This window comes from Cedecea sp. Ae19-4 (genome assembly GCF_059801165.1).
The window spans coordinates 252,766-269,956 of the sequence record NZ_JBCHWG010000002.1; the positions used below are offsets into that span (position 1 = coordinate 252,766).

Sequence of the window (17,191 nt, forward strand, 5' to 3'; positions counted from 1 at the left end):
TTTTTAGCCCTGCACCCGCCGCAGGGCATTTCAATGGAAAGCAAAAATGTCATACACGCCGATGAGCGATCTCGGGCAGCAGGGGTTGTTTGATATCACCCGCATGCTGCTCCAGCAGCCCGATCTCAACGAACTCGCCAGCAGCCTGACGCAGCTGGTGAAACAGGGCGCGCTGGCCGATCGCGTTAACATTCTGCTTTACCATCCCCAGCATCAGCGGGTGAGTTTTTATGGCAAGGATAAACACGGCAAGGAACTGCACTACGAAGATGAAATGGCTCTGGCCAGCGGCCCGGTGCGCCGCATATTGTCGCGCCCGGAGGCGCTGATTTGCAGCCAGCAAGAGTTCGATGAAACCTGGCCGCAAATGGCAAGCCTGGATCTGTATGCTCCTTTTGGCCGCTACTGCCTTTTACCGCTGGCCTCCGAAGGCAAAATTTTCGGCGGCTGCGAATTTATCCGCAACCGGGCGGATGGCTGGACGGAAAAAGAGCTGAACCGGCTTTATACCCTGGCGCAAATTGTCGGCCTGGTGACCGAGCAAATTCAGACCCGGCTCAATTCGAGCCACGATCACCAGTTATTGTGCCGGGAGCGCGACGATTTTCGCATTCTGGTGGCCGTCACCAACGCGGTATTGTCGAAGCTGGACCTGGACGAACTGATCAGCGAGATTGCCCGGGAAATTCACTATCACTTCGCCATTGATTCCATCAGCATCGTGCTGAAAAGCAGCCGCAAGTCGCGTCTCACGCTCTACTCTACTCACTTTGTGGATGAAGCTTCGCCGATTCACGATCAAAGCGACGTGCTTGAGGAAGGCACGATGTCAGAACGCGTCTTTAAAAGTGGCGAAATGCTGCTGCTCAATCTTTGCCCTGGCGACAAACTGGCGCCGTATGAGCGGATGCTGCTGGAGATGTGGAACAACAAACCGCAGACGCTTTGCCTGCTGCCGCTGAAGTTCGGCCCCAATATGCTGGGCGTCCTGAAGCTCGCCAAATGCAGCGAGCAGGGCTTTACACCAGCCAACCTCAAGCTGCTGCGCCAGATTGCCGAACGTATTGCCATCGCGGTGGATAACGCCCTCGCCTACCAGGAAATCAACCGCCTGAAAGAGAATCTGGTGGATGAAAACCTCTACCTCACCGAGCAGATTAATAACGTCGACAGCGATTTTGGCGAAATTATCGGGCGCGGCGAGGCGATGTCTATCGTGCTTAAGCAGGTGGAGATGGTGGCCAGCAGCGACAGCACCGTGCTGATCCTCGGCGAGACCGGTACCGGTAAAGAGCTGATTGCCCGGGCGATCCATAACCTGAGCGAGCGCAACAGCCGCCGGATGGTGAAGATCAACTGCGCCGCGATGCCCGCCGGGCTGCTGGAGAGCGACCTGTTCGGCCACGAGCGCGGGGCGTTTACCGGGGCGAACAATCAGCGCATTGGCCGCTTTGAGCTGGCGGATAAAAGCTCGCTGTTCCTCGACGAAGTGGGCGATATGCCGCTTGAGCTGCAGCCCAAGCTGCTGCGCGTGCTACAGGAACAGGAGTTTGAGCGCCTCGGCAGCAATAAGGTTCAGGAAGTGGACGTGCGCCTGATCGCCGCCACTAACCGCAACCTGAAAGAGATGGTTGCCGACCGGGAGTTCCGCAGCGATCTTTATTACCGGCTGAACGTGTTTCCTATCACGCTGCCGCCGCTGCGCGAACGCCCGGAGGATATCCCGCTGCTGGTGAAATCCTTCACCTTCAAAATCGCCCGCCGCCTGAACCGCAACATCGACAGTATTCCGGCAGAAACGCTGCGCGCCCTGAGCCGCATGGAGTGGCCAGGCAACGTGCGGGAGCTGGAAAACGTGATTGAGCGGGCGGTGCTGTTAACCCGGGGAAGCGTGCTGCACCTTTCCCTGCCCGAAATGGATCACCGCCCTCCTCTGGAACGCCATCTTTCTCCGGGTGTGGAAGAAGAGAGGCGTGAAGATGAGGACGAGTGCGAGCGCATCCTGCGCGTGCTGAAAGAAGCTAACGGCGTGGTGGCCGGGCCTCGCGGCGCTGCCCAGCGATTAGGGCTGAAGCGCACCACGTTACTTTCCCGGATGAAGCGCCTGGGGATTGATAAAGACGCGCTTTAGCCGGAAACTGGGTATAACCCTACATTTTTTGTCTGGAACCTGAATCATGGCAATTATCCCCAAGAACTATACGCGGCTGGAAAGCGGCTACCGCGAAAAGGCGCTGAAGCTTTTCCCGTGGGTGTGCGGGCGCTGCTCCCGCGAGTTTGTCTATTCTAATCTGCGTGAACTGACCGTTCACCATATGGATCACGATCACACCAATAACCCAGAAGATGGCAGCAATTGGGAGCTTTTATGCCTGTATTGCCACGATCATGAACACTCTAAATACACCGAGGCCGACCAGTACGGCTCCACGGTGATTGCCGGAGAGGACGCGCAAAAGGATGTAGGCGAAGCAACCTATAATCCGTTTGCCGACCTCAAAGCGATGCTGAACAAGAAAAAGTAAGCGCCCTCCGCTTAGAGGGGTATCACGTCCCTCTAAGCGAAATCATTTCGCCTTTTCCCTTCATTTTTTCCAGACGCTGCCGATAACTTAGACAAGCATTCACTCCGTACGGTTGGGTTCTGAGGCCGGGTTATCACTTGAGGTTAAAATGGATAGTTTTCAGAAAGATATTGATGAAAGGGCCAACCTGGCGTTATCCAACAAGTTCGAGCTGCTGCTGTTCCGCTTAGGCACCAGCCAGCACGACAGCAAGTCCGAGCTGTACGGCATCAACGTTTTTAAGCTGCGTGAAATTGTGCCGATGCCGAAGATTAACCGTGCCGCAGGCATGGAATCACCGCTGCTGGGCATGGCTAATATTCGCGACCAGATTATCCCGGTTATCGATCTACCTGCGGTCACCGGCTGCAAGCCGACCACCGGCCTGAATTTATTACTGATCACCGAATATGCCCGCAGCACCCAGGCGTTTGCCGTGGAGTCCGTGGAGAACATTATTCGCCTCGACTGGAGCCAGGTGCACGCCGCCGAGGCCGGGGTCAGCAGCCGCAATATCACCAGCATCGCCAATATTGACGACCCGCTAACCGGCAAAGACCTGGCGCTGGTGCTGGACGTGGAGCAGATCCTCTATGACATTATCCCATCCGGGAGAGATGTGAATATTGCCGCGATAGAAGAGAAAACTTATACCCTGAAACCTGGCGCGGTGGCTATCGTTGCCGAAGATTCCAAAGTCGCTCGTTCGATGCTGGAGCAAGGCCTGAAGGGGATGGGCATTCCGGCCATCATGCACGCGACCGGCCTGGAAGCCTGGGAAAAAATCAAACTTATTGCTGCCGATGCCAAAGCATCCGGCACGCCTATCACCGACAAAATCGGCCTGGTGCTGACCGATATCGAGATGCCGGAGATGGACGGTTTTACCCTGACCCGCAACATTAAGACCGAACCTTCTCTGAAGCACATTCCGGTGGTGATCCACTCCTCACTTTCCGGCAGCGCCAACGAAGATCACGTCCGTAAAGTCGGTGCCAACGGCTATGTCGCCAAGTTTGACGTCGCCGAGCTGTCTTCCGTCATCCACAAAGCGCTGGAAGACGCCGCCACTCACTAAGAGATAAGAAAAGGCCCGGAAACCGGGCCTTGTTTTTTATTCGAGCCAGAACACTTCTTTTAGCGCCTGGCTGACCGGGCTGCCGTCCGGGTTGCTGGGCATGATGTCGCGCATATGCTGCCACCAGCGCTGACAAACGTCGGTGTCGGCCACCGCATTCCAGCGCGCCTCGGACTCAATTTCTACCGTGGCAAACAGCAGATGGCGCTGTTCATCCAGATAGATCGCATAGCGATGAGCGCCGTGCTGTTTAAGCACCTCTTCCAGCTCGGGCCAAATCGGCGAATGGCGGCGCTGATACTCTTCGTGGGCGTCAGGATTAACCTGCATCACAAAAGCTTTCCTGATCACAGCGCCTCCAGATAAAGCTGGCGGATCTCTTCGCGCGAGGCGGGTCTTGGGTTACACGACGCGCACGGATCGGCCAGCGCTTTGTCCAGCCAGCCTTCAATATCGGCAGGCTGAACGCCAAGCTCACGAAAGCCGGACGGGATGCCAACCCTGGCGGATAACGCGCGAATCGCTTCGATGGCTTTATGGCTTGCCTGCTCGTCGGTCAGCCCCTGAGTATCGCTCCCCATCGCCTGCGCCAGACGAGCAAAGCGAGGCACCGCGTTTGGCCGGTTAAAGGCTTCAACAACCGGCAGCAAAATCGCATTACATACGCCGTGCGGCAGGTTGTGCATCGCGCCCGGCTGGTGCGCCATCGCATGTACCAGCCCCAACCCGGCGCTGTTAAACGCCATCCCCGCGAGATATTGGCCGTAGGCCATCATTTCACGCGCTTCCAGGTTCTGCCCGTCGTCTACGGCTTTCGGCAACCAAGTGTTTATCAGGCGAATGGCCTCCAGCGCGTTGGCATCCGTTAACGGATGTGCGCTGACGGAAACATAGGCTTCAACGGCGTGGGTAAGCGCATCCATCCCAGTTGCAGCGGTAACGGAGGACGGAATATTCACCATGACTCTGGCATCATCCACGGCAATATCCGGGATGAGATTGGTGTCAATGATCACCTCTTTCACCTGACGTTCGCTGTCGGTGATCACCGCATTACTGGTCATTTCTGCCGCCGTGCCCACCGTGGTGTTAATCGCCACCAGAGGAACTCCGCCATTTTTTACTTTCCCGACACCGGAATAATGCACGGAAAGCCCCGGGTTTGCGGTCAGGATTTTCACCGCTTTCGCCGTATCAATCGGGCTGCCGCCGCCGAAAGCAATGAGGTAGTCGCAGTCGGCCAGGTTAAATCTTGTGATGCCTTTTTGCACCAGCGCTTCGGTCGGGTTGGGGAACACTTCATCGAACAGTTCGTAAGGCAGGTTATGCTCGTCCAGCGCCACAAACAGGCTATCTAATAGCCCCATTTTCACCAGTTGTCCGTCGGTTACCACTAACGCTTTGCCCCAGCGTTTTTCGGCGATGAGCTCCACCATATCGCCAATGGCGCCCGCTCCGTGCAGGCTGATTTTGGGTAGTGCCAGCATAAAACTCATCTTTTGCTCCTCAATCCTTAAGTGCTTCTGCAAGTGGCGTGACGCCGAAACGCTCGCCAAGCGCCACCAGTTCCGTGCGAGTGATAGTCTGCTTCATGCCGCCCATCGAATAGATTTTCACCAGGATTTCAGCCGACTTCTCAGCGGTGTCTATCAGGCCAAAGGCTTCGTCGAGCGTAGGCCCGGTGCCAAAAATGCCATGATGTGGCCACAGCACCAGGCTGTGAGCGCGCATTTGCTCTGCGGTGGCGGTGCCAATGTCGTCAGTGCCCGGCACCTTCCACGGCACAATGCCGATACCCTCCGGGAAGACTACCAGGCATTCGGTACTGCCTTCCCAAAGCTGGCGCGTGAAGGCCGCGTTTTCCAACGGCAGGACGTAGCTTAGCGCAATCAGGTTGGTGGCGTGGCAATGCATGATCACCCGATCTTTCCCCCCGGAGATGAGCTTGCGTACCCCGTGGGATTGGAAATGTGCTGCGAGTTCTGAAGTTGGCATCCCGCCGTTGGTCAGCCCCCAGTGGATGCTGTAGGACTGGCCATCGTTGCTGACCTGCAGCAGCGCCAGATTGTCCGCCGGATCGAGCTGAACGTTACGGAAAAACTTGCCTGAACCGGTCACCAAAAACCAGCATCCCGCCAGCATTTCTGCAGGCTGGCTTAGCGCGACGCTGTGCGGTGCATGGCTGAATTGGTCGCGGTAATATTCGACGTCTTCGGCATCCAGCCGCAGGCTAATATTGCCGCCGTTGCGCTCGTCCCAGCCCTTTAGCCACATATCGCCGGTGGCCTTCACCATGTCCTGAATAAACCATGAGTTGAGGATGTTCTGCATTGTTTCGTGTTCCTTAAGACGCTCCCTCTCCCCAAAGGGGAAAGGGAATTGTTCAGTAAGAATGTCGGTTTCACCCTCTCCCTTTTAGGGAGAAGGCCGGGGTGAGGGTCAATTCACGCGCTGCGCTAAAATTTGCTGTTCATACTGGCGAACAGTGCTCAGCCAGGAGGCATCCGCTGGAGTGTCGTGGCGCAGGCAGTACATCTCCCAGACGGCCTGCCACGGCAGACATTTCTGTTCTTCAAGCAGCGCCAGGCGGGTGGTGTAATCGCCTGCCAACTCCAGTTGGCGAAGCTGGGCTGTGGGCTCAAGCAGCGCCCGCAGCAGGGCTTTCTTCATGTTGCGCGTGCCGATAACCCAGGCCGCAACGCGGTTGATTGAGGCATCAAAGAAGTCGAGGCCAATGTGGACGCGCTCAAACAGGTCGTGACGGATGATTTCGCTGGCGATCGCCTGGGTTTCGTCGTCCAGCAGCACAACGTGGTCGCTGTCCCAACGCACCGGGCGGCTGACGTGCAGCAGCAGGCGCGGGATGTAGAGCATGGCGCTGGAGATTTTGTCGGATATCGCTTCGGTGGGATGGAAGTGGCCAGCATCGAGGCACAGGGCCGTCTGGCGGCTGGTGGCATAGCCGAAGTAAAACTCATTGGAACCGACGGTGTAGCTTTCCGCGCCGATACCGAACAGTTTGCTTTCCACCGCATCAATGTGGTGTGCCGGGTTAAGTTTTTCAGCCATGGCTTCATCCAGCGCCTCCACGAGACGCCTGCGCGGGCCCAGACGGTCGACGGTGATATCTTTCATGCCGTCCGGGATCCAGATATTCATCACCGATGGCGTTCCCAGCTGTTCGCCGAAGTAAGCCGATATTTTGCGGCAGGCTTTAACATGATCGATCCAGAACTGGCGGGTTTCATCCCTGGCGTGTGACAGCGTAAAACCGTCCGCACTTAGCGGATGAGAGAAGCAGGAAGGGTTAAAATCCAGCCCCATGCCATGGTTTTTAGCCCATTCAACCCAGTTTTTGAAATGCTCAGGCTTGATGCAGTCGCGAGAGACAGGCTCGTCGGACTCGAGATAAATCGCATGCAAATTCAATCGCTTTGGCCCGGGGATCAGGCTCAGAGCACAGTCCAGATCGGCGCGCAGTTCAGCCGGATTACGCGCTTTACCTGGGTAGTTGCCCGTGGCCTGGATGCCGCCGCTTAGCTCGCCTTCGGGGCTTTCAAACCCGGCGACGTCATCACCCTGCCAGCAGTGCATGGAGACGGGCAGGCGATCGAGCTGGCGTAAAACCTCCTCCGCATCAACGCCTGCTGCGGCAAAACGCTGTTTCGCCAGGGCCCAGGCTTCTTCGATTTGAGTCGTCATGCGTAAAGCTCCTTACGTGTCTGAATGTTTTGCCGTTGCTGCCCGACGTAGCGGCGAATGTCACTGTCCGGGTTCGGCATGAAGGAAATGAGATTGCTGTTTTGGCGCACGAAGTGGCGAAAGGCGTCTACGTCTGGAATCACGTCCAGCGCCATCAGCTGACAGCCAATGTTTCCCAGCGTTGAAGCCTCCACCGGCCCGGCAACAACGGGGATCCCACAGGCATCGGCACAAAGCTGGTTGAGGAAATGATTCTGGCTGCCGCCGCCGACAATATGCAGGCAGTCAAAAGGCTCGCCTCGCAACGCTTCCAGCTCGCGCAGTACCTCGGCATAGAGCAAGGCCAGGCTGTCAAAAATACAGCGCGCAAGCTCTGCATCGCTTTCCGGCACCGGCTGGTTCGCCTCACGGCAGGCGGCCTGAATTTCAAGGCTCATGTTGACCGGATTGATAAAGCGATCGTCGTTGGGGTTGATGGTGAAGCGGCAGCCGGGCAGACGCTGCGCCAGGGCAATAAGATCGGGGATATCCATTCCCGCGCTTTCGCGGGAAACGCGCTGCAGCAGCCACAGCCCCATGATGTTTTTCAGGACGCGATAACGCCCTTCTGCCCCACCTTCGTTAGTTATATTGGCCGCCAGCGCCGCCTCGCTGACGCAGGGCGTTTTGCTTTCAAAACCCATTAATGACCAGGTCCCGGAGGAGAGATAAGCGGCGTTTTCCCCGACCAGAGGAGCGGCAATTACCGCGCTGGCCGTATCGTGGGTAGCGACGCTGACTACCGGAATTTTGTTGCCTTCACGGCACACCCACTCGCCGCTCATCACGCCGGGATGCGTGGGTGTGCCAAACCAACGCTCCGGCACCCCTGCCCAGGCAAGCAGCTGGCTGTCCCAGCTATCCGTCTGGATGTTTATCATCTGAGTCGTGGTGGCGTTGGTGTATTCCCAGTTCATCACCCCGGTAAGCCGAAAACTGAAATAATCTGGGATCAGCAGCGCGCGAGCGGTTCGCTTTACCCAGTCCGGGTGCTGCTCTACCAGTGCACGAAGCTGATATAACGTGTTGAAAGGTAAAAATTGAATACCGCTGCGGCGGTAGATTACTTCGCGCCCAAGCTCGCTGATAGCCCGAGCCATTACGCCGTCCGTCCGGCTATCGCGATAGGACACGGGCAGGCCCACGCGGCGGCCATTTTCATCGAGCAGAACGAAATCCACGCCCCAGGTGTCGATGCCAATGCTGTCGATTCGCACGCCTTCATCACAGGCTTTTTGTAGCCCAAGGCGTATTTCAGCTTCGAGGCTGTCAAGATCCCAACAGTCATGGCGGTCAATGCGAATCAGGCTGTTGGTAAAGCGGTGAATTTCCCGCAGGGAGATTTGCCGGGCTGCTTGATCATAGCCCGCCAGCATCACGCGGCCGCTGGAGGCACCGAGATCGACGGCAACGCTGTGGCGAAAAGTCATGATGGAAGTCCTTATTGGCGTCATTGTCCATCAGTCTAAAAATGCCGCTCTGCCCCTGCCTTCATCCCAATGACAGCGTGCGTTCCCGCCTGGCAAAGAGGCAAAGATGAACGAGAGAGAGTTCACATATTTACTTAGCCCGCCTCGAAAGGCCGCGCTTCACGCCTGTGACCGCACACACATTTCCCGATAAAGCCCGTTTCATCTTCAAAAAAGAACGCTTTATGCACGATTTTGTGTCGAAAATTTAAGGTGATGCCGGGCGCGGTTCTCTACTATCGACCCATCGTTAGCACAGTGAGAAGCAATCATGACGGTATTACACAGCGTGGATTTTTTTCCAGACGCCGGGATATCGGTGGCCATTGAGCCCCGCCAGCCTCAGCCGGACTTCCCTGAGCACATCCATGATTTCAATGAAATCATTATTGTTGAACGCGGCACCGGCTCCCATATTTTCAACGCGCAACCTTATACGCTGAGCGGCGGCTCCATCTGCTTTGTTCGCGATCACGATCATCATCAGTTTGAGCACACCGAAAACCTCTGCCTGACCAATATTCTCTACCGTGAGCCGGAAGCCTTTTGCTTTCTATCCGGGCTGCACAAACTCCTGCCGCAGGAACAAGACGGCTATTATCCGGCACACTGGCGGGTCAATCAGGGCGTATTGCGTCAGGTGAAAGGGTTTATCGAGCAGTTTGAGGCGCTGAGTTCGGAAAACACGGGGCCTGCCCTCGCCAGGCGAGAACTTCTCTTTATGCAGCTGCTGGTGTTGCTGAGCCAGGCGAATCAGGCAGACAATCGGGGCGGGGCCGACGAGCGCTTAAACCAGCTTCTTCTCTGGCTGGAAGATCACTCTTCGGAAGAGGTTTGCTGGGAGCAGCTGGCAGCCTCTTTTACGCTCTCGCTGAGAACCCTGCATCGCCTGTTAAATCAGAAAACCGGGCTCACGCCTCAGCGCTACCTCAACCGACTCCGTTTGATGAAAGCGCGTTATTTACTGCGACATAGCGAGGAAAGCGTGACGAATATCGCCTTTCAGTGCGGCTTTGGCGACAGTAACCATTTCTCCACGCTTTTTAAGCGAGAGTTTTCTTACTCTCCCAGGGTGGTACGCCAGGGCCGGGATACTCCGTTGGTATAACGTGGCTGACGTCACCGTATTTTAGGCGAAAAAAAGCAATGATTTCAGCCCATTCAGTCACGGAGCGACGTCTGTGCCAGGCCAGTTAGTGCTTAAAAAAGCGGATTTTTTTGCCTCCGATACGCAGCCGGTCGCGGTGGCCGATCGCTATCCTCAAAACGTTTTTGCCGAGCATACCCATGAATTTTGTGAACTGGTGGTGGTCTGGCGCGGCAACGGGCTGCACATTCTTAACGGCAGGCCCTGGCGCATCACCTGTGGCGATTTGTTCTACATTCGTGCGGAAGATAAGCACAGCTACGAATCAGTGCACGATCTGGTCCTGCATAACATTATTTACTGCCCGGAAAGGCTGGCGTTAAACGTTAACTGGGGGGATCTGCTGTCTAACCCTCCCCACGGCAGCGACAGCGATCCTCGCTGGCGGCTGGGTAGCCAGGGCATGGCGCAGGTACGTCAGATCATCGGGCAGCTCGAGCATGAAAGTCCGAAAACGGACCTCCTGTCACGCTGCCTGTCGGAAAGCTTGTTTTTACAACTGCTGATAACCCTGCGCCGCCATCGCTACCGGGTGGCCGATGCCGCCAGCCTGCGTGAGGGTGAAACGCTGGATATGCTGATGGCCGCACTGGGAAACAGCCTTGAAGAGCCGTTTGATTTCGGGCTGTTTTGCCACCACCATCAGGTGACAGAGCGGCAGATGCGCTCCCTGTTTCGCCAGCAAACGGGCATGACGCTAAACCAGTATCTGCGCCAGCTCGGTATTTGCCAGGCGCAGTATCTGCTGCGCCACAGCGAGCTGTTAATCAGCGAGATCGCCGCCCAGTGCGGCTTCGAGGACAGTAACTATTTTTCCGTGGTGTTCACCAAAGAGACGGGCGTGACGCCAAGGTTATGGCGCCAGCGTTTTCGTTGAGCCTCATCCGTTCGCCATGCCCAGGCCAACGATATTGGCAGCAAGAATGATCGTCAGGCAGCCCATCGCCAGTACGCCAACCGGCCTGCGCCCAGCGGACTTCCACTCCTTCATGATTAACCCTACCAGCCCGCCGCAGAGCACGTAGAAGCTCATATGCAGCATCCAGCTCATGTAGTCATACTGTGCCGGAATTTTAGCGTGCCCCCAGGCGTAGAAGAAGAATTGCAGGTACCACATCAGGCCGCCAAGCGCCGATAAAATCAGGTTGGTAACAATCAGCGATTTTGCCAGCGAGAAATCGGCTTTTACCGACAAGTTTTTTACTTTTACCAGTCGGATAAAGCAAAAGCCCAGATTAATAACGGCGCCGCCCCCCATGATCACCACATAGCTTGGCAGGGCAATATAAAGCGGATCGACGCCCAGATTCGACGCCGCCTGATGCATGGGCTTCGCTGCATCCATCGCAAATGACATACCGGCGGAGAAAATGCCGCACATCATTGCCAGCAGCAGCCCTTTTTTCAGGTTAAATTCTTCCGCTTTAATCCCCATCTGACGCTCTTTTAGCAGCCCGGCCCAGGTCACAATAGCCACGCCGATAAGCGCCACCAGCACGCCAAGGAGCGTCATGCGTCCGCCTGGCGTACCCGTCAGCATGGCAAATTTGCCATTGATGATCGGGGTCAGTAATGTGCCGACAATCAGCGTGATGCCGATAGCGACGCCAATCCCCATCGACATCCCCAGATAGCGCATCGTCAGGCCATAATTGATATTACCGATGCCCCACATGGCACCAAACAAAAACACCGGCAGCAGCGTGCCCACGCTGAACGACCCGTAATACCCCCAGAAATCGGGTAGCAGTACGGCACTCACCGCCCACGGCAGGATAAGCCAGGAGACAATCCCGCCGACGGACCACATGGTTTCCCAGGACCAGTGCCGCACTTTTTTAAACGGGGCATAAAAACAGGCGGCGCTGGCGGCGCCGATCAGATGCCACAGGATCCCCATCGTGATTGCATTGCTCATGATTAACCCTCGCTGTTTTCGGGCCGTCGCCTCTGCGACAGCCTGCAATGTCAACGAGTCTAAAGAGTGAGCTGCGGGCTAACCTTCAGGGCAATGCCGCGCGCCCGATGAAGCTGGCAAAATTCAGCGAGTGCCGCCGATGGCGATCACAATTTGTGCTCCTCTCGGGTTCTTCTCATGCCGTTACGTCACGACCGGGTAACAATTCGCCGTTACTCTGGGAAAATGGCTTTTTACCCGCTGCGTTATAGCCGTAAGCCGTGGTTTCATGAAGAAAAGTTATAACCACACGCTAAGTACGGCATTGATAAACATTTTCAATATCATTTAATTAACTATAATGAACCGACTGATTACGCGGCGTTAACAGCATTACAGCCGCTCTACGTTAATGGAGACGATGAATATGAGCTATACACTGCCATCCCTGCCTTACGCTTACGACGCGCTGGAACCGCATTTCGACAAAGAAACCATGGAAATCCACCACAGCAAACACCACCAGGCTTATGTCAACAACGCGAACGCCGCGCTGGAATCCCTGCCTGAGTTTGCCAGCCTGTCTGCTGAAGAACTGATCGCTAAACTGGATCAGCTGCCTGCGGATAAGAAAACCGTACTGCGTAACAACGCCGGTGGCCACGCTAACCACAGCTTCTTCTGGAAAGGCCTGAAAAAAGGTACCGAGCTGAAAGGTGACCTGAAAGCCGCTATCGAGCGCGATTTCGGCAGCGTTGACGCGTTCAAAGCTGAGTTCGAAAAAGCAGCCGCTACCCGTTTCGGCTCCGGCTGGGCGTGGCTGGTACTGAAAGGCGACAAACTGGCTGTAGTTTCTACTGCAAACCAGGACAGCCCGCTGATGGGCGAAGCTATCTCCGGCGCTTCCGGCTTCCCGATTGTGGGCCTGGACGTTTGGGAACACGCTTACTACCTGAAATTCCAGAACCGTCGCCCGGACTACGCGAAAGAGTTCTGGAACGTGGTTAACTGGGACGAAGCAGCAGCACGTTTCGCCGCTAAAAAATAAGGTTGCAATCCGACCTTAGAGAAGCGAGCCTGATGGCTCGCTTTTTTTATGTCTATTTCGCAGGGAGTCGCTTATGCATCGCTATCCGCTTCAGGTTTACGTTGGCCAGATCCGTGCTTACGAAGGGAGTCGGCCCAGCGCCATCGCCAAGGTGCAGGTGGACGGCGAACTTCGCCTGACCGAGCTTGGGCTGGAGGGCGACGAGCAGGCGGAGAAAGTGATTCACGGCGGGCCAGACAGGGCGCTGTGCCACTATCCGCGCGAGCATTATCAGCACTGGGCGCAACTCTTCCCGGATAAAAGCGATTTGTTTAACGCCCCGGCCTTCGGCGAAAACCTGTCCACGGAAGGGATGACGGAAAAGAACGTCTGTATGGGGGATATTTACCGCTGGGGTGAAGCGCTGATTCAGGTGACTCAGCCTCGTTCGCCCTGCTTTAAGCTGAACTACCATTTTGGCGTAGAGGATATGGCAACGCGGATGCAGGAAGCGGGCTACTGCGGCTGGCTTTATCGCGTGATTCTGGCGGGGAATGTTTCCGCCGATGCACCGCTGGAACTGGCCTCTCGCGTTAGCGACGTGACGGTGGCAGAAGCTATCGCCATTGCCTGGCATATGCCGTTTGATGATTCACAGTATCATCGGCTTTTGTCAGCGGCTGGGTTGTCGGTAAGCTGGAGCAGAACGATGCAGAAGCGCAGAATTTCAGGGAAGATCGAGGATAATTCTCGGCGTTTGTTCGGGAAGTAACGGCGCCTCACCCCAGCCCTCTCCCAAAGGGGAGAGGGGGAAGAAGCGTCGACCCCTCTCCTAAAAGGAGAGGGAACGGAAATGCTTACTCTTTCGGATCTTTACCCGCTAGCAGCTTGTCCAGCTCATCCCCGCCCACGTGACGGAAATCCTGCCCCTTCACGAAGTAGAAGATGTATTCGCAGATGTTCTGGCAGCGGTCACCGATACGCTCGATAGAACGAGCGCAGAACAGCGCGGTCAGCACGCTTGGAATGGTACGGGAGTCTTCCATCATGTAGGTCATCAGCTGACGCACGATGCCTTCATATTCCTGGTCAACTTTCTTGTCTTCGCGGTAAATACGCACCGCTTCGTCCAGATCCATACGCGCAAAAGCGTCCAGCACGTCGTGCAGCATCTGCACGGTGTGGCGCCCCAGCGATTCCAGGCTGACCAACAGCGGCTGGTGCTGCTGGGAGAACTTCTCCAGCGCGGTGCGGCAAATTTTGTCCGCTACGTCGCCAATACGTTCCAGCTCGGCGATGGTTTTGATGATCGCCATCACCAGGCGCAGGTCGCTGGCGGTAGGCTGGCGTTTGGCGATGATACGCACGCAGGCTTCATCGATCGCCACTTCCATCATGTTGACCTTCTGGTCACCGGCGATAACGCGCTTCGCCAGCTCGCTGTCCTGGTTGTGCATCGCGGTGATCGCGTCGGAGAGCTGCTGTTCCACCAGCCCGCCCATCGTCATCACCTGAGTACGGATGTACTCCAGCTCGGCGTTGAACTGGCCAGAAATGTGTTTGTTTAAGTTGAGGTTATCCATCGCGCTCTCCAAATCAACCGTAGCGGCCAGTAATGTAATCTTCGGTTTGTTTCTTCGCTGGCGTAGTAAACAGCGTATCGGTTTCGCTGAATTCGATCAGCTCGCCGAGGTACATAAACGCCGTGTGGTCAGAACAACGCGCCGCCTGCTGCATGTTGTGGGTCACGATCACTACGGTATAGTCTTCTTTCAGCTCGGTGATCAGCTCTTCAATACGCCCGGTGGAGATCGGGTCAAGCGCGGAACACGGCTCATCCAGCAGCAGAACTTCCGGGCGAATCGCGATGCCGCGAGCGATGCACAGACGCTGCTGCTGACCACCGGAGAGGCTGTAGCCGCTCTGGTGCAGTTTATCTTTAGTTTCGTTCCACAGCGCGGCTTTGGTCAATGCCCACTGCACGCGTTCATCCATGTCGCTGCGGGACAGCTTTTCAAACAGACGCACGCCAAAAGCGATGTTGTCGTAGATGGACATCGGGAACGGCGTCGGCTTCTGGAAGACCATGCCAACTTTGGCACGCAGCAGGGCGATGTCCTGGCTCTGGGTGAGAATATTTTCCCCATCCAGCAGGATTTCACCTTCTGCACGCTGCTCAGGGTAGAGCGAGTACATTTTGTTAAAGGTACGCAGCAGGGTGGATTTACCACAGCCTGACGGCCCAATGAAGGCGGTAACCTGGTTCTTCGCGATATCCAGATTGATGTTCTTCAGGGCGTGGAACTTACCGTAATAGAAGTTCAGATCGCGAACCTGGATTTTGCCTGGGGCTAAATCAACCTTACTCATCTGTGTCTTAATCTCCGTCCGGCGCCGCGAGGGCCGCGCCGTAAAATTTAACCGTGTTTACTCTTCGAGAAAATCACGCGCGCCAGAATGTTCAGCAGCAGCACGCAGAGGGTAATAATCAGCACCCCTGCCCAGGCCAGCTGTTGCCACTCGGCAAACGGGCTCATCGCAAATTTGAAAATGGTCACCGGCAGGTTGGCGATAGGCTGCATCATGTCCGTGCTCCAGAACTGGTTGGAGAGGGAGGTGAAGAGCAGCGGAGCGGTTTCGCCAGCGATACGGGCAATCGCCAGCAGCACGCCGGTGATAATCCCGGAGACGGACGCCTTAAGCGTAATCGCGGAGATCATCTTCCATTTTGGTGTTCCCAGTGCGTAAGCGGCTTCGCGCAGGCTGTCCGGCACCAGTTTCAGCATGTTTTCAGTGGTACGAATGACGATAGGCACCTGCAGCAGCGCCAGCGCAATCACGCCCGCCCAGCCGGAGAAGTGTTCCATTTTCGCCACCACAATGGTGTAAACGAACAGACCGACCACAATCGATGGGGCGGACAGAAGAATGTCGTTAATAAAACGAATCACTTCAGCCAGGGCGGATTTACGGCCATATTCGGCCAGATAAATCCCGGCCATAATGCCCAGCGGCGTACCGATAACGGTCGCCCACAGGATCAGCAGGCCGCTGCCCGCCAGGGCGTTAGCCAGGCCACCGCCCGCGGTATTAGGCGGAGGCGTCATTTCGGTAAACAGCGCCAGCGACATGCCGTCGATGCCGCGGGTTACCGTGGAAAACAGGATCCACACCAGCCAAAACAGACCGAACACCATGGTCGCCATAGAGAGCGTCAGGGCGATACGGTTCTTCATGCGGCGACGCGCCTGCATTTTGCGGCGCGACTCAGCCAGTGCCGCGCTGCTTTGCATTTCCATCGTGGTCATGAGCGAGCCCCTTCGTTTTTCGCCAGGCGCATAATCATGAACTTAGAGATAGCCAGTACGATAAAGGTAATCACAAACAGAATTAGGCCAAGCTCCATCAGCGCGGCGGTATGCAGGCCGGATTCTGCTTCGGCAAATTCGTTCGCCAGCGCAGAGGTAATACTGTTGCCCGGCATATACAGTGAGGCGCTGTCGAGCTGGTAGGTGTTGCCGATGATAAAGGTCACCGCCATGGTTTCACCCAGCGCACGGCCAAGGCCAAGCATCACGCCGCCAATAACGCCGTTTTTGGTGAACGGCAAAACAATGCGCCAGATAACTTCCCAGGTGGTACAGCCGATGCCGTAGGCCGATTCTTTCATCATCACTGGCGTTTGTTCGAAGACATCGCGCATCACGGAGGCAATGTAAGGGATGATCATAATGGCGAGGATCACGCCGGCGGCAAGAATGCCGATACCAAACGCAGGGCCAGAGAACAGCGCGCCAACGATAGGCACGGCAGAGAGCACGTTGCCTACGGGTTCCTGGAAGTAAGTCGCGAACAGGGGAGCAAAGATAAACAGGCCCCACATGCCGTACACGATACTTGGAATGGCCGCCAGCAGTTCAATGGCGATACCCAGCGGGCGCTTCAGCCAGCCAGGCGCAAGTTCTGTCAGGAACAGCGCGATACCAAAGCTCACCGGGACCGCAATCAGCAGTGCGATAAACGAGGTTACGAGGGTTCCGTAGATCGGCACCAGTGCGCCGAAGACTTCATTAGGGGCATCCCACTCTTTGGACCAGAGGAAAGAGAAGCCAAACTTCTCAATGCTCGGCAGCGAGGAGATAAACAGCGAGATGATAATCCCACCCAGCAGAAATAGCACAATCAGCGCAGCCAGTCTTACCAGCGCACTGAAAATTACATCGCCTTGTTTGCCAGGGGCTTTAAACGTCGGCTTAGTCACAGCCATA

General features: G+C 56.1%; 17 protein-coding genes. 7 read left to right on the plus strand and 10 right to left on the minus strand.

What is annotated here, in order from left to right; genetic code table 11:
* Window positions 1-46 precede the first annotated feature (46 nt).
* The 3 genes from flhA to AAIE02_RS13965 all read left to right on the plus strand — a co-directional run bounded on the left by flhA (window position 47) and on the right by AAIE02_RS13965 (window position 3,642).
* Window positions 47-2,131, plus strand: coding sequence for a formate hydrogenlyase transcriptional activator FlhA (gene flhA, locus AAIE02_RS13955; RefSeq protein ID WP_498532791.1), 2,085 nt, complete (start codon window positions 47-49; stop codon window positions 2,129-2,131).
* A 46-nt stretch (window positions 2,132-2,177) separates the two neighbouring features.
* Window positions 2,178-2,525, plus strand: coding sequence for an HNH nuclease YajD (gene yajD, locus AAIE02_RS13960; protein WP_008457693.1), 348 nt, complete (start codon window positions 2,178-2,180; stop codon window positions 2,523-2,525).
* Window positions 2,526-2,673: 148 nt separating this feature from the next.
* Window positions 2,674-3,642 carry a chemotaxis protein gene (locus tag AAIE02_RS13965; RefSeq protein WP_498532792.1) on the plus strand — a complete coding sequence of 323 codons (969 nt, stop codon included), beginning with the start codon at window positions 2,674-2,676 and terminating at the stop codon, window positions 3,640-3,642.
* Window positions 3,643-3,678: 36 nt separating this feature from the next.
* On the opposite strand, the gene rhaM is transcribed toward AAIE02_RS13965, so the two are convergent.
* From rhaM to rhaB, 5 genes are all read right to left on the minus strand, one after another.
* On the minus strand, window positions 3,679-3,993 hold the full coding sequence (gene rhaM, locus AAIE02_RS13970) for an L-rhamnose mutarotase (protein WP_166994921.1): 315 nt from the start codon (window positions 3,991-3,993) through the stop codon (window positions 3,679-3,681).
* On the minus strand, window positions 3,990-5,138 hold the full coding sequence (gene fucO / locus AAIE02_RS13975; RefSeq protein ID WP_498532793.1) for a lactaldehyde reductase: 1,149 nt from the start codon (window positions 5,136-5,138) through the stop codon (window positions 3,990-3,992). Before fucO ends, rhaM begins: the two co-directional genes overlap by 4 nt.
* Window positions 5,139-5,148: 10 nt before the next feature.
* Window positions 5,149-5,973 carry a rhamnulose-1-phosphate aldolase gene (gene rhaD, locus AAIE02_RS13980; protein ID WP_336706689.1) on the minus strand — a complete coding sequence of 275 codons (825 nt, stop codon included), beginning with the start codon at window positions 5,971-5,973 and terminating at the stop codon, window positions 5,149-5,151.
* 108 nt (window positions 5,974-6,081) lie between these two features.
* Window positions 6,082-7,344, minus strand: a complete 1,263-nt coding sequence (locus AAIE02_RS13985; RefSeq protein WP_498532794.1) for an L-rhamnose isomerase — start codon at window positions 7,342-7,344, stop codon at window positions 6,082-6,084.
* The gene (rhaB, locus tag AAIE02_RS13990; protein WP_498532795.1) at window positions 7,341-8,813 is read right to left on the minus strand and encodes a rhamnulokinase; all 1,473 of its coding nucleotides are present in this window, start codon (window positions 8,811-8,813) and stop codon (window positions 7,341-7,343) included. The genes AAIE02_RS13985 and rhaB overlap by 4 nt, the downstream gene beginning before the upstream one ends.
* 310 nt (window positions 8,814-9,123) lie before the next feature.
* Here rhaB and rhaS point away from each other — a divergent pair, with 310 nt between their 5' ends.
* Together rhaS and rhaR are read left to right on the plus strand one after the other, a co-directional pair.
* On the plus strand, window positions 9,124-9,960 hold the full coding sequence (gene rhaS, locus AAIE02_RS13995) for an HTH-type transcriptional activator RhaS (protein ID WP_498532796.1): 837 nt from the start codon (window positions 9,124-9,126) through the stop codon (window positions 9,958-9,960).
* Window positions 9,961-10,033: 73 nt separating this feature from the next.
* Window positions 10,034-10,876, plus strand: a complete 843-nt coding sequence (gene rhaR, locus AAIE02_RS14000; RefSeq protein ID WP_498532797.1) for an HTH-type transcriptional activator RhaR — start codon at window positions 10,034-10,036, stop codon at window positions 10,874-10,876.
* A gap of 3 nt (window positions 10,877-10,879) precedes the next feature.
* On the opposite strand, the gene rhaT is transcribed toward rhaR, so the two are convergent.
* Complete coding sequence (gene rhaT, locus AAIE02_RS14005; RefSeq protein ID WP_336983692.1) at window positions 10,880-11,917, minus strand: L-rhamnose/proton symporter RhaT; 1,038 nt, start codon at window positions 11,915-11,917, stop codon at window positions 10,880-10,882.
* A 406-nt stretch (window positions 11,918-12,323) separates the two neighbouring features.
* Between rhaT and sodA the strand changes: the two genes are divergently transcribed.
* Both sodA and yiiM read left to right on the plus strand, forming a co-directional pair.
* Complete coding sequence (sodA, locus tag AAIE02_RS14010; protein WP_008457716.1) at window positions 12,324-12,944, plus strand: superoxide dismutase [Mn]; 621 nt, start codon at window positions 12,324-12,326, stop codon at window positions 12,942-12,944.
* Between the two features lie 73 nt (window positions 12,945-13,017).
* Window positions 13,018-13,695, plus strand: a complete 678-nt coding sequence (gene yiiM, locus AAIE02_RS14015; protein ID WP_336983691.1) for a 6-hydroxyaminopurine reductase — start codon at window positions 13,018-13,020, stop codon at window positions 13,693-13,695.
* 85 nt (window positions 13,696-13,780) lie between these two features.
* On the opposite strand, the gene phoU is transcribed toward yiiM, so the two are convergent.
* Genes phoU through pstC form a run of 4 tightly spaced genes read right to left on the minus strand, consistent with a single transcriptional unit; the run spans window position 13,781 to window position 17,190 of the window.
* A complete protein-coding gene (phoU, locus tag AAIE02_RS14020; protein ID WP_008457720.1) occupies window positions 13,781-14,506 on the minus strand; it encodes a phosphate signaling complex protein PhoU in 726 nt (241 codons plus the stop codon).
* A gap of 13 nt (window positions 14,507-14,519) precedes the next feature.
* Entirely contained in the window at window positions 14,520-15,293 is a 774-nt protein-coding gene (pstB, locus tag AAIE02_RS14025; protein WP_008457722.1) for a phosphate ABC transporter ATP-binding protein PstB, read from the minus strand.
* Window positions 15,294-15,340: 47 nt separating this feature from the next.
* Complete coding sequence (pstA, locus tag AAIE02_RS14030) at window positions 15,341-16,231, minus strand: phosphate ABC transporter permease PstA (RefSeq protein WP_008457724.1); 891 nt, start codon at window positions 16,229-16,231, stop codon at window positions 15,341-15,343.
* Complete coding sequence (pstC, locus tag AAIE02_RS14035) at window positions 16,228-17,190, minus strand: phosphate ABC transporter permease PstC (protein WP_008457726.1); 963 nt, start codon at window positions 17,188-17,190, stop codon at window positions 16,228-16,230. Before pstC ends, pstA begins: the two co-directional genes overlap by 4 nt.
* Window position 17,191: the final 1 nt, after the last annotated feature.

Coding starts and splice junctions, on each gene's coding strand:
- pstA (WP_008457724.1), bottom strand. CDS start 16,231: ATGACCACGATGGAAATGCAAAGCAGCGCGGCACTGGCTGAGTCGCGC.
- pstC (WP_008457726.1), bottom strand. CDS start 17,190: ATGGCTGTGACTAAGCCGACGTTTAAAGCCCCTGGCAAACAAGGCGAT.
- rhaT (WP_336983692.1), bottom strand. CDS start 11,917: ATGAGCAATGCAATCACGATGGGGATCCTGTGGCATCTGATCGGCGCC.
- yiiM (WP_336983691.1), top strand. CDS start 13,018: ATGCATCGCTATCCGCTTCAGGTTTACGTTGGCCAGATCCGTGCTTAC.
- phoU (WP_008457720.1), bottom strand. CDS start 14,506: ATGGATAACCTCAACTTAAACAAACACATTTCTGGCCAGTTCAACGCC.
- rhaB (WP_498532795.1), bottom strand. CDS start 8,813: ATGACTTTTCGCCACAGCGTTGCCGTCGATCTCGGTGCCTCCAGCGGC.
- sodA (WP_008457716.1), top strand. CDS start 12,324: ATGAGCTATACACTGCCATCCCTGCCTTACGCTTACGACGCGCTGGAA.
- fucO (WP_498532793.1), bottom strand. CDS start 5,138: ATGAGTTTTATGCTGGCACTACCCAAAATCAGCCTGCACGGAGCGGGC.
- rhaD (WP_336706689.1), bottom strand. CDS start 5,973: ATGCAGAACATCCTCAACTCATGGTTTATTCAGGACATGGTGAAGGCC.
- flhA (WP_498532791.1), top strand. CDS start 47: ATGTCATACACGCCGATGAGCGATCTCGGGCAGCAGGGGTTGTTTGAT.
- AAIE02_RS13985 (WP_498532794.1), bottom strand. CDS start 7,344: ATGACGACTCAAATCGAAGAAGCCTGGGCCCTGGCGAAACAGCGTTTT.
- pstB (WP_008457722.1), bottom strand. CDS start 15,293: ATGAGTAAGGTTGATTTAGCCCCAGGCAAAATCCAGGTTCGCGATCTG.
- rhaS (WP_498532796.1), top strand. CDS start 9,124: ATGACGGTATTACACAGCGTGGATTTTTTTCCAGACGCCGGGATATCG.
- yajD (WP_008457693.1), top strand. CDS start 2,178: ATGGCAATTATCCCCAAGAACTATACGCGGCTGGAAAGCGGCTACCGC.
- AAIE02_RS13965 (WP_498532792.1), top strand. CDS start 2,674: ATGGATAGTTTTCAGAAAGATATTGATGAAAGGGCCAACCTGGCGTTA.